13 protein-coding genes are annotated in these 12,160 nt (G+C 41.1%); 3 read left to right on the forward strand and 10 right to left on the reverse strand.

Annotated elements, in window-relative coordinates; all coding sequences use genetic code 11:
• The 8 genes from AC1DPZ_RS14330 to rpsT form a co-directional block, all read right to left on the reverse strand.
• The coding region (locus AC1DPZ_RS14330; protein ID WP_477404469.1) for a TonB-dependent receptor at positions 1-1,301 on the reverse strand (1,301 nt) is incomplete at its 3' end.
• Positions 1,302-1,402: 101 nt separating this feature from the next.
• A complete protein-coding gene (locus AC1DPZ_RS14335; RefSeq protein ID WP_477404471.1) occupies positions 1,403-1,948 on the reverse strand; it encodes an Mpo1 family 2-hydroxy fatty acid dioxygenase in 546 nt (181 codons plus the stop codon).
• A gap of 68 nt (positions 1,949-2,016) precedes the next feature.
• Positions 2,017-3,579, reverse strand: coding sequence for a ribonuclease Y (gene rny / locus AC1DPZ_RS14340; RefSeq protein ID WP_477404473.1), 1,563 nt, complete (start codon positions 3,577-3,579; stop codon positions 2,017-2,019).
• A 227-nt stretch (positions 3,580-3,806) separates the two neighbouring features.
• Positions 3,807-4,097, reverse strand: coding sequence for a cell division protein ZapA (locus AC1DPZ_RS14345; RefSeq protein ID WP_184550619.1), 291 nt, complete (start codon positions 4,095-4,097; stop codon positions 3,807-3,809).
• Between the two features lie 20 nt (positions 4,098-4,117).
• Positions 4,118-4,408: a hypothetical protein gene (locus tag AC1DPZ_RS14350; protein ID WP_295717229.1), complete on the reverse strand. Its 291-nt coding sequence runs from the start codon at positions 4,406-4,408 to the stop codon at positions 4,118-4,120.
• 105 nt (positions 4,409-4,513) lie between these two features.
• Positions 4,514-6,913 (reverse strand): phenylalanine--tRNA ligase subunit beta, encoded by a 2,400-nt coding sequence (pheT, locus tag AC1DPZ_RS14355; protein ID WP_477404475.1) that lies wholly within the window; start codon positions 6,911-6,913, stop codon positions 4,514-4,516.
• Positions 6,914-7,138: 225 nt separating this feature from the next.
• The gene (radC, locus tag AC1DPZ_RS14360) at positions 7,139-7,837 is read right to left on the reverse strand and encodes a RadC family protein (protein ID WP_477404477.1); all 699 of its coding nucleotides are present in this window, start codon (positions 7,835-7,837) and stop codon (positions 7,139-7,141) included.
• 87 nt (positions 7,838-7,924) lie between these two features.
• A complete protein-coding gene (gene rpsT / locus AC1DPZ_RS14365; RefSeq protein ID WP_477404479.1) occupies positions 7,925-8,179 on the reverse strand; it encodes a 30S ribosomal protein S20 in 255 nt (84 codons plus the stop codon).
• Positions 8,180-8,412: 233 nt separating this feature from the next.
• Between rpsT and AC1DPZ_RS14370 the strand changes: the two genes are divergently transcribed.
• The 3 genes from AC1DPZ_RS14370 (at position 8,413) to AC1DPZ_RS14380 (ending at position 10,903) form a co-directional block, all read left to right on the forward strand.
• A complete protein-coding gene (locus AC1DPZ_RS14370) occupies positions 8,413-9,171 on the forward strand; it encodes a class I SAM-dependent methyltransferase (protein WP_477404481.1) in 759 nt (252 codons plus the stop codon).
• Positions 9,172-9,216: 45 nt separating this feature from the next.
• Positions 9,217-10,131, forward strand: coding sequence for a zinc dependent phospholipase C family protein (locus AC1DPZ_RS14375; RefSeq protein WP_477404483.1), 915 nt, complete (start codon positions 9,217-9,219; stop codon positions 10,129-10,131).
• An 82-nt stretch (positions 10,132-10,213) separates the two neighbouring features.
• The gene (locus tag AC1DPZ_RS14380) at positions 10,214-10,903 is read left to right on the forward strand and encodes a TapB family protein (protein WP_477404485.1); all 690 of its coding nucleotides are present in this window, start codon (positions 10,214-10,216) and stop codon (positions 10,901-10,903) included.
• Between the two features lie 13 nt (positions 10,904-10,916).
• Here AC1DPZ_RS14380 and AC1DPZ_RS14385 read toward each other — a convergent pair whose 3' ends face one another.
• Positions 10,917-11,573 carry a VTT domain-containing protein gene (locus AC1DPZ_RS14385; RefSeq protein ID WP_477404487.1) on the reverse strand — a complete coding sequence of 219 codons (657 nt, stop codon included), beginning with the start codon at positions 11,571-11,573 and terminating at the stop codon, positions 10,917-10,919.
• Positions 11,574-11,618: 45 nt separating this feature from the next.
• Positions 11,619-12,160: DUF4397 domain-containing protein (locus AC1DPZ_RS14390; RefSeq protein WP_477404489.1), on the reverse strand; the 542-nt coding region annotated here is incomplete at its 5' end.

Raw genomic sequence — 12,160 nt, forward strand, 5'->3', positions numbered from 1 at the left:
ATTACTAAACTGTTACTCGCGCTGTTTGAAAACCTTGATTTTAACTCAGCAACAGTTGACGTTGAGTTATTATGAGATACATAATCAATACCCCCAAAACGAAAGTTTTGCTGATCACGCTCTAAGTTTGTAGCTGTTGAGGTGATGGTATTGTTACGGATAGTTAACTKGTTATTATCATTAATATTCCAGTCTAAACGGTTAAAGAATTTATTTGAGCGCGAGTAGATAGAACTATTTGAATATGTACCCGGACTTAAACCACCAGTAAATTGCTGGAAAGCAGTTGTAAGGTTTTTAGCGTCCTGTAGGCTAAGGATCTGGCTTGAACCGCTTGCATCAGCACCACGGATAACTGGATCTTGCCGGCGGGCAATCTCTTCGTTAGTGAAGAAGAATAACTTGTTTTTAATAATAGGAAAACCTAAACGGATACCGGTTTGGTAATCGTGGAATGTAGTAGGTATTTTTGAACCATCGCCACCAGCAGCAGCAGAAGCATTATTTGGACCTACCAAAAAAGCACCACGGCCGTAACCATAAATTGCGCCCGAAAAATCATTTGTACCGCTGCGGGTTACAGCATTTATACTACCACCCAATACGTTACCAATTTTAATATCATAAGGGGCAACCAATACCTGTATATCCTGTATAGCATCTAATGATACAGGGCTTGTACGTGTACTGCTACCAACCTGGCCCGATGCATTACTCTGACCACCTAATGATGGGCTGAAACCAATCGCATCATTGTTGATGGCACCATCCAGTGTTACGTTATTGTAACGGTAGTTGGTTCCCTGGAAGGAGTTGTTGTTGCTTTGAGGTGTTAACCTTGTTAAATCCTGTAAACTGCGGTTAATAGAAGGCAGGTTTTTGATTTGATTTTGGTTGATGCGGGTACTTGCACCTGTTTTTGTACCACCGGCTGTTCCTTTAATCTTCACTTCCGATAAGGTTGTGGTTTCATCGGCAAGCGCGAAGTTGTACGTGGTTGTACCTAAACTTAAGGTAATATCTGCTCTTTCGTCTTTTTTAAATCCAACAAAAGAAGCAGCGATGGTATAAGGACCACCTGGGTTAACGTTGGCAATTGTGTAACGACCATCGCCATTGGTTTGTGCGCCGTAACGGGTACCGGTACTTGTATTAAGTACAGTAATAGTTACACCAGGCAATGTAGCACCTTTTTGGTCGGTAACTTTTCCACTAATTAAAGAGGTAGTAATTTGCGCATTTGCAACATTTGCAACCCCGATGATCAGCAGTGATAAAAGAATAAAGTAAAGCTTTTTCATTTGTGTTTATTTATTCCACAAAGGTTGGGCTACAATATTAAAGTAATGTTAACACAAGATTATATTTGATACCAATTGTTAACATTAAGTACAAAAGGTAATCAGTACTTAACAGAAAGTTTTTTAAGTATCAGATGGAGCAGATATATTGGGCCTATCAGCAAAAATTTAATATCATCAAAAAACGACGGTTTTTTCCCTTCAATTTTATGCCCTATAAATTGCCCGGCCCATGATACCAGGAATATAATTAAACTAACCAGCCACAATGCCGGACCACCGGTTTTATGCCATTGCTCTATCCCGATAATAGCATAACTAAAGCCAAACAGTACAAATAACATCAGGTATGATAATATGGGCGAAAGTTTAAGATAGTAGTAAATACTAAAGGCAATTAAAAACGATGCCCAGTTAAACACGCCATTATAGGCACCTAAAAAATTGAGGTATGGAAACGGAATAGACCAGATTAATCCGAGCAGGCTAAATACAATAAGCGGAATACAAATAAAATGTATCCACTCATTTGTTGAATTTTGGTGACTCTCGGCATATTTAGCAAAATAAACATCAACCGGACGATTGACATCAGCTTTTGTTTGCATGCCGCTTTTCCCGTTGCCTGATATTTTCTTTGGAGCCATTTCAATGTAAATATAAAAACCCTTTCGGTTATTAGCCGAAAGGGTTGTATTAATTTTTAATTAAGAAATTACTTGGCAAATGCTACCGACCTGGTTTCCCTGATCACGGTAACTTTTATCTGGCCCGGATAGGTCATCTCGGTTTGGATACGGTTTGATATATCGGCAGCCAATACTTCTGATTGGGCATCGCTTATCTTCTCGCTTTCAACCACAACACGCAGTTCGCGGCCGGCCTGTATAGCAAATGTTTTTTCTACACCCGGATATGACATAGCCAGTTCTTCCAATTCCTTCAAACGTTTGATGTAACTTTCAACAACCTCGCGGCGGGCACCCGGACGGGCGCCGGATATAGCATCACAAGCCTGGATGATTGGTGATAACATCGACGTCATTTCTATCTCGTCATGGTGAGCACCGATGGCATTACAAACTTCAGGATGTTCCTTATATTTCTCGGCCAATTGCATACCCAAAATAGCATGCGGCAGCTCGGGGTTATCATCAGGCACTTTACCAATATCATGCAGCAAGCCGGCGCGTTTGGCCATTTTTACGTTAAGGCCCAATTCGGCAGCCATAGTGGCGCAAAAGTTGGCAACCTCGCGCGAGTGTTGTAACAGGTTTTGCCCGTAAGATGAGCGGTAACGCATACGGCCAACCATACGGATCAGCTCGGGATGCAAACCATGAATACCCAGGTCAATCACAGTACGTTCACCTATCTCTACAATTTCTTCTTCAATTTGCTTTTTGGTTTTTGCAACAACCTCTTCAATCCGGGCAGGGTGAATACGGCCGTCTGTTACCAAACGGTGCATGGCCAGCCTTGCAATCTCGCGCCTTACAGGGTCGAAACCTGATAAGATGATAGCTTCCGGGGTATCATCCACAATAATTTCGATACCGGTTGCAGCCTCCAAAGCACGGATGTTACGACCTTCGCGACCAATGATACGGCCTTTGATCTCATCGTTTTCAATATTGAAAATTGATACCGTGTTCTCGATAGCACTTTCGGTAGCGGTGCGTTGGATAGTTTGGATAACTATCTTTTTAGCCTCTTTGGTGGCCGTAAGCTTAGCCTCATCAACAATATCCTTTATCTGGATCATGGCTTTGGAGCGGGCTTCTTCGCGCAAAGTATCTATCAATTGATTTTTTGCATCATCGGCAGATAAACCCGCTATAGTTTCCAATTGCTGAACATGCGAGTTCTTTAAAATCTCAACTTCTTCTTGTTTTTTAACAACAATTTCGGTTTGTTTCTCCAGGTTTTTACGGGTATTATCCAGCTCATTCTCCTTACGGTTCATGTTCTCCAGGCGCTGGTTTAATGATTGCTCTTTTTGTTTAACACCGTTTTCGCGCTGGTTAATGTTGTTGTTTTTGTTGGTTACTTCCTGCTCATGTTCAGCTTTCATTTGTAAAAACTTCTCTTTTGCTTCAAGTAATTTATTTTTCTTCAGGATCTCGGCATTGTTTTCAGCATCCTTTAATATTTTTTTCACTTTATTTTGTGCCGATGTTTCCTGGTCTTTAAAAAGCTTCATTAGCAGGAAGCGACCGATGACTATGCCCAGGCCTATGCCAAGCAACAGCCCGATGATTATGTATAATATGTCCATTTTAGGTTATTGGTATGTATGTATATAAAAAAACCGCAACTAACTTTTAAGTATCATGTATTGAAAAACTTCATTTCGGATATTGGAATCATGGGTTACGTTAGTACCTGTAGTAACGCATGCCTCTTTGATCCGCTCATATTGAAGCGTTAAGTTTTTAATAGTGAAACCCAAAATTTAACTGCGGTTAAATCTTAAATGTGCTCTGTATATGTAAAGAACGTTTATTACTTCGAAAAAAATTCGTTCAGCAAATGGTCTAACTGGTAAACCTTTTCAGCAACGTCGGTATCTTCAACGTTAACCTTTTTCTCGGCCTTTAATGATGAGGTTGCATAATGCAACACACACATCGAAAGCAGATCCTGCTTATCCCTCACTGCATAATTTTCCTGATATTCCTTTATCCGGTCGTTAATTAGCTTGGCCGCCCTGCGTATTATCTCTTCTTCTTCCATGTTTACCTTTAAGGGGTAAACTCTGTCAGCAATATTTATTTTTATTGAGATTTCTCCCATTGAGCCTTTCACTTTTTGTACTATTTTTTCAATAATACAATACACTTATCTATTTCCTGCACAAAGTCGTTAATTTTTTGCTTAATGTCAACACTTTTTTCATTTGTTTCCGAAAATGATTTTGCAAGTTTCAATACACGAAGCTTTTCTTCCAGGTCTTTCGTCTTATTTTTACTTGCATCAAGTGCAACAGTAAGCGCTTCACTTTCCAGTTTCAACAAGTCATTTTCCTCCTGCAAAGCAGCACAAAGCTCAATCAACCTTTCGGTTTTCTCAACTATCTTATTTAACTGTTCTGCTACTGAAGGCATTTTTAATTATTGAATTGTCGAATTACTGAATTATTGGATTTATTTACTGATTTAATAAAAAAGCGAAAATTTATTSACTAATTCGATAATTCAGTAATTCAATAATTACTTGCGAATCTCCGCTCCTGCTTCTTTTCCTAAATTATAAATTAATTTCTGCATTATGGAATCAATGGCTTTATCGGTTAAGGTTTTTTCAATGTCCTGTATGATAAAACTCAACGCATATGATTTTTTCCCCGCAGGCAATTTATCGCCCTGGTAAACATCAAATACACTTACTTCTTTCAAAAGCTTACGCTCGGTACGCTGTGCAATTTGCTTCAGCTGACCAAATGATACAGTTTTATCAATAAGCATAGAAAGATCGCGCCTTACCGCCGGAAACTTGGAAACGTCCTGGTGAACTATCACATTTTTACGAACCGCTGCCAGTACCATGTCGAAATTAAAATCCGCATAAAATACTTCTTTGTCTACATCAGTTTTTTTCAAAGCAGTTGCAGCAACAGCGCCAAACTTAACCAGCTGCCTGCCATTTAGCATATACTGAAGCCCAAAAGCTAACTTACTGCAGGTAGCATCTTCAACAACAAAGTCGGTAATGTTTAAACGTTGTAAAATACCATCAACAATAGCTTTCATGTTGTAAAACGAAACAGGCTTAAGCTTTTGATTCCATTGCTCGGCTGCAGCGGTGCCGGTAATAAAAACAGAGAAACGCTGAACCTCGCTGTATTTATCATCCTTAACGCTGTAAACCTTACCAAATTCGTAAAACTTCAAATCGGCTGCACGACGATTTTGATTGTAGGCAATAGCCTCCAGGCCCGAGAAAAGCAGGCTCTGGCGCATCACATCAAGGTCGCTGCTTAATGGGTTCAGGATCTTTACCGCAACATCCAGGTTATCTGAATAGGCCGACTTAGTTAATGAGTTTGATAAGATCTCATTAAAGCCATTAGCGGTCAGCAGATCCGAGATCTGGTTTTGCACCGTATCCTTCTCTGCCTTTTGTGAGTTGTTCAATGAAGCCCTGATCTGTGTAGGAATATGAATATTGTTGTAGCCATAAATCCGCAGAATCTCTTCAACAATATCCACCTCGCGGGTTACATCAACACGGTATGGGGGCACTTGTAATGACAGCGAATCCGCAGTTTCATTCACTATCTTAATGTCAAGTGCCTCAATAATCGCCTTGATCTCGCCATGTGTAATTTCCTGACCAATCAGCCTGTCGATGTTTTTATAAGTAACCTCAAAAGCAAAAGGTGCTACCGGCGCAGGATAGTGATCTGAAATTTCTGAAGATACCTTACCACCTGCAACCTGCTGTATTAGCAAAGCCGCACGTTTCAAAGCAAAAACCGTCATATCCGGGTCGGTACCACGCTCAAACCTAAACGATGCATCGGTTTTTAAACCATGGCGTTTAGCAGTTTTACGTACAGATACAGAATTAAAGTAAGCGCTCTCCAGGAAAATATTTTTAGTAGATGATTTAACCCCCGATTGAGCGCCGCCAAAAACACCGGCAATGCACATTGGCTCTTCGGTATTGCCAATCATCAGGTCATTCTCCGATAATTTACGGTCAACATCATCCAGCGTTTTAAAAATTGTTCCTTCAGCGTAGTTTTTAACCAGCACTTTGTTGCCTTTTATCTCATCGGCATCAAAAGCATGTAGCGGCTGACCAAGCTCATGCAGCACATAGTTGGTAGCATCCACAATATTATTGATAGAACGGATACCAATAACAGCCAGTCTTTCCTTTAACCATTTTGGTGAATCTTTAACTTCAACACCACTTATAGTAACCCCAGAATAACGCGGACTTGCCTGTCCGTTCTCAACCACAACCTCAATAGTTCTGCTGGTGTTATCAACTCTAAAGCTACTAACATCGGGTTTTTTTATGCCGATCTTTAAAAACGCGGCAATATCGCGGGCGGTACCTAAATGCGAGGTGGCATCGGCACGGTTAGGGGTTAAGCCTATCTCGTACATATAATCATCATGCAGTTTGAAATAGTTTTTTGCTAATGTGCCAACTACAGCATCAGCATCAAGTACCATGATCCCCGCATGATCTGTTCCCAGGCCTATCTCATCTTCGGCGCAGATCATCCCTTCGGATACCTCACCACGGATTTTTGATTTTTTTATAGCGAATGGCTCGCCTACAGTCGGGTATATGGTAGTGCCTACAGTGGCTACAACCACTTTTTGCCCGGCAGCCACATTAGCGGCGCCACAAACAATTTGCAGGTCTTCAGGGCCTCCTACGTCAACCTTGGTAACATGAAGGTGATCTGAATTGGTATGTGCAACACTCTCCTTTACAAAACCTATCACCAGGCCTTCCAATCCGCCGGGGATGGGTTGTACTTTTTCCAGGCTCTCAACTTCCAAACCGGTACCGGTAAGTATGATCGAGATCTCCTGCGGAGTTTTATCGGTATCAATAAATTCTTTAAGCCAGTTATACGATATCTTCATTATTCAGAAATGATAATCGGCAAAGATATAAAGATTTCGGATGTGGGATTTCGGATTTGGGATTTAAATTGATTTCAGATGTGCAGATTTCAAATGTGCAGATTATAGATGGGTAAATGGACAGTTTACCGTAATCAGAATTTTTAGAATTGAAGAAATTTACAGAATTAAAAAAATATTTTTACATCTGCACATTTGAAATCTGCAATCTGCACACATCTACCCTTACATCAAATCCCCGTCTCCAAAACTAAAATACCCATTATCGGTAATAATAAGGTGATCAAATACACCAATATCCAGCATTCTGCCAGCCGTGGCTATCTTTTTGGTCAACATCACATCCTCCTGGCTTGGCTTCAGGTTACCCGATGGGTGATTATGAACCAGTATAAGTCCGCTGGCCTGGTATTGCAGGGCTGCATGAAAAATAATTTTAGGATCGCATACGGTAGATGCCAAGCCACCTTTGCTAATGAGTTCTTTCCCTAATACCTTTTGTGAACGCCCCAGTAATATGATCCAAAATTCTTCGTGGTTCAAATCCATCAAATGGCGGCGCATAATGTTATAACCATCGCGGCTGGAGTTAATATAATCCGGGGCCTGGCTCTCACTATCGTTACGGCGCCGGCCAATCTCCAAAGCGGCTATAATGGAGATAGCCTTGGCCTCTCCTATTCCTTTAAATTTAGATAACTCGCTGATGGAAGCCTTGCCCAGCTTATTCAGATCATTCTCGTAATGATGCAGGATGCGCTTGCTGAGCTCAACGGCGGTTTCATTACGGCTGCCCGAGCCTATGAGGATGGCGATCAACTCGGCATCAGTTAATGCCCGCCTGCCTTGTCCGCTTAGTTTTTCGCGCGGACGGTCGGCCTCGGCCCATGATTTTATGCCTATCTTATTTTCGTAGTTTTCCACGGCATTAAAGTATGAAAAAGCATGGAAACAAAAAAAGGGATCGTACCAATGGCACAATCCCCTTTTTTATATCTTGAAAAGCTAAATTTAGCTTAAAGTATTTACAAATTTAGTAAGCTTCGATTTATTGTTTGAAGCTTTGTTTTTGTGAATAACATTCTTTTTAGCCAAACGATCAAGCATAGAAATCACTTTACCTAACAATGCGGCAGCATCAGCTTTAGTTGTAGTGTTTCTTAATTTTTTAATAGCGTTCCTGGTTGTTTTAGCCTGGTACCTGTTGCGCAGACGCTTCGCAGCGTTTGACCTGATTCTTTTTAAAGATGATTTATGATTTGCCATCGTATAGCTTTGTTATTCTTTTTCTACTTATTTTAAGGACTGCAAATATAGGGTGATAAATTTTAATATGCAAATGGTTTTTTATTTTTAAGTTATTTAAGTTTAATGGCCAGGATTCAATTAAAATCAGGCAATTTATTTCACAAAATATCAAACAATGTATAAACAATGTACAAACAATATCAACATAAATCCACTTTTATACCAATAAAGTTAAACCAGTTCAATTTGCCATGCCCAACAACAGCACAACCAGGTTTAGCAACCGGGTAAACGACTATGTAAAGTACCGCCCACACTATCCCAAAACAATTGTAGAATTTTTGGAAGATAATTATGAACTGTCCACCGGCAAACTCATCGCCGATATTGGGGCCGGTACCGGCATCTCCACCGCCTTGTTCCTGGATGCCGGATACAAAGTTATCGCCGTTGAACCCAACCAGGAAATGCGCGAAAAGGCGGTTGAACTATTGGGCAACTATCCGGGCTTCAAAGCGATAAACGGCACCGCCGAAAACACCAGACTGGAGACCGGCAGCATCGACCTTATTGTAGCCGGCCAGGCCTTCCACTGGTTTGATGCCAAAAAAACGAAGACTGAATTTAAAAGGATCTTAAAACCCGGCGGTATTGTTGCCCTGATATGGAACGAAAGAAAAACGCAATCGGATTTTGAAATAGAATATGACCGGTTGATAGTTAATCATGGCAGGGACTACGTTAAGGTGGATCATCGTAATATTGATGACGGACATATCGGCGCTTTCTTTGATCCCGAACCATTTCGGCTGGAGATATTTCAAAACAAACAAGTGTTTGATTTTAACGGGTTAACAGGCCGGTTACTTTCATCATCCTATATGCCGGCTAAAGATGAGGCAGGTTATGAATCCATGATGGCCGACCTTAAAGGTCTTTTTGATAAGTACCAGCAGGATGATTTTATTATCATCAATTATGATACGAAGGTTTATGTAGGGAAAATGTAGTTCACTGTGCTTCAAAACTCAAAACTTAAACCCATATTTACCCTCATGAAGCGGGCTATCGTTTTAAGCTTATCGGGTATCGGTTTAATTATACTCTGCTCCTCCTGGGGCTTCTTCGCGCATTATCGCATTAACCGCCTGGCCGTTTACACGCTACCTAAGGGCATGGCGGGTTTTTACAAGGCCAATATCAATTACATTGTTGAACACGCTGTAAGCGCCGATAAACGCCGCTATGTAGACTCCTCGGAGATACCCAGGCACTTTTTTGATGCCGACCATTATGGTAAAAAACCATGGATCGCCATGCCACAGAAATGGAAGGATGCCGCGGCAAAATATACTGCCGATACATTGGATAAATATGGCTCAGTTCCCTGGACCATACAATACCAATATTACAAACTGGTAAGGGCATTTAAAGCGCATGATACAACGGCTATCCTTAACACATCGGCAAACCTGGGCCATTACATTGCCGATGCACATGTGCCGCTGCATCTTACACAAAACTACAACGGGCAGCTAACCGGTCAAACCGGCATACACGCCCTGTGGGAAAGCCGCATACCCGAGCTTTTTAGTGATAAGTATAATTTAAAAGCCGGCAAAGCCCGCTATATCGAAAACCCTTTGGCCGAAGCTTTCAGGATTTGCCGGGTATCATTTAAAAGTGTTGATTCGGTTTTGCGGTTTGAACGCGTATTAAGCAAAAGCTTCCCTGCCGGTAAAAAATACAGCATGGTACTGCATGGCAAAAGAGAAATAAAAGATTACTCGGAAACTTATAGCCTGGCTTATCAAAAAATGTTGAAGGGCATGATTGAACGGCAAATGAGAGCGTCTATACTTTCGGTTGGCAGCTTCTGGTACTCGGCATGGGTTGATGCGGGGCAGCCGGATTTGCCTTCTGTTACAGTCAACATCAAAAAGTTAAAATACGTAGATCCCGTAAATTAAAACCGTGTTATTACGATTGTAAAAAGGGTTATATCAGCTGCAAATTTTGTAACTTTAATTAGTCTTAAATAACCGTATCCACATGAAAAAGCTAATTCTGATTATACCATTGCTGGCAGGTTGCCTTCAATTGGTATCGGCCCAAACCTGCAGCCAGTTCATTAATACCCTTAATGGCAAAAAGCTCACCTACTCCAACCAAAATGCCGATGGCAAACCACTGGGAAAATTTATTTACAGCACCACTAAAAAAGATGAATCAACGGCGACTGTTCATACCGAAATGTTTGATAAGGCAAACAAGGCTATCGGCACGGGCGATTCAGAATTAATATGCGCAGGGCAATCCATTAAAATGGATATGAAAGCTTTTATACCGGCCTCATCTATGAAGCAGTTCAGCAATATGCAAATGACCGGCGATGCTAAATACCTTACCTACCCTGTTGATCTTAAAGCAGGCCAAAAACTGGATGATGGTACCGTAACTATTAACATTGGCAACAACGGGCAGCAAATGGGGAACATGCAACTCAATATTGTTAACCGTAATGTTGAGCAAACCGAAAACGTAAGCACTCCGGCCGGCAGTTTTGATTGCTTTAAAATAACCTACGATGTTAATTTTAAAATGACCATGATGGGCATTGGAATCCCTTTTAATATAAAAACKACAGAATGGTACTCGCCCAAACTTGGTCGTTTTGTAAAATCAGAAAGCTATAAGGGAGATAAAATGATAGGCCGGATGACACTTGAAGCTATCAATTAGCATCGGTACCCAATTATTGAACAGCGCGCTCCTTAACACCCCTGTTAGCTATAGCCGCATAAATTGGTGGAATTATGGATATAAGGATGATGGCGACACCAACCAGTGAGAAATTTTTTTCAAAAAACGGAACCTTACCCAGCCATAATCCGGCAAAAAGGAAAACAATGATCCAGGAGGCGCCGCCTATAATATTATATAAGCTATACTTTAAAAACGGCATCCTGCCCACACCCGCCACAAACGGTGCAATGGTGCGGATAATAGGCATAAACCTGCTGAAGATAACCGCCTTTGCGCCATGCTTATCAAAAAACGCTTTGGTTTTTAAATAATACTCCAGCTTTAATATCTTATTATGTTCTTTAAATACCCTGGCGCCTAAATAGTTGCCCAACAGGTAGTTTACGGTATTGCCTGCAAAGGCTGCAATAATCAGTATAATAGTCAGCAAATAAATATCAAGGCCCGATTTTTCGCCTGCTATAAGGGCGCCTGCAGCAAACAGTAACGAGTCGCCGGGTAAAAACGGTGTAACTACAAAACCTGTTTCAGCAAAAATGATAGCAAATAATATCAGGTATGTCCAACCCTGGTATGCGCTGGTTATTTGTACCAGGTGTTTATCAATATGCAGTATAAAATCGATGATGCTTTTTATTATTTCCACTTTTTCAAATTTTGCCCAAAAATAGGGATATAAAAAGAATTGCCACTATTGCGTGGCTTTTATCAATAAATTATTGGTTAAAACCGCCGCGCCAAAAGCAACAGAATCTGTACGACCCACAATTCCCTGGGTATAAATAGTATAAGCGCGCCCGTCAAGAACAGATACATTTCTTAAGGTATACTCAATTTTTGAAGGAGTGGTATGTACGTTTATGGTAAAATTATAATTGCCCGTAGGTATATCGATATATGGCGATAGGGTGTTAAACGTGCGGTCGCTAAATGCCAGTGTATCGTTTGCCCGCAGATCAAGATTGGCTGATCCGGGCGAAGTATGTGCAAATCTTATCTTTCCCCTTCCTATAGGCGGCAAGGTGGCAGTATCCAGCGATAAAATTGAGCTTTTAATCGAGCTATCGGCCAGGTAACCGGTGATGAACAAGGTGTATTTTGAGTTGCCCCGTAAAGCAGTGTCAATTTGAAAGGGAATATTTACCGGAGCTGCCGTAGCAGTACGCAGTTGTAATGGTGGTGTAAGTGTGCTCAGGAAAAAATAACCCGAATTATTGGGATAAGTATAGGTAG

The sequence above is a fragment of the Mucilaginibacter sp. P4_G9 genome, assembly GCF_056400985.1.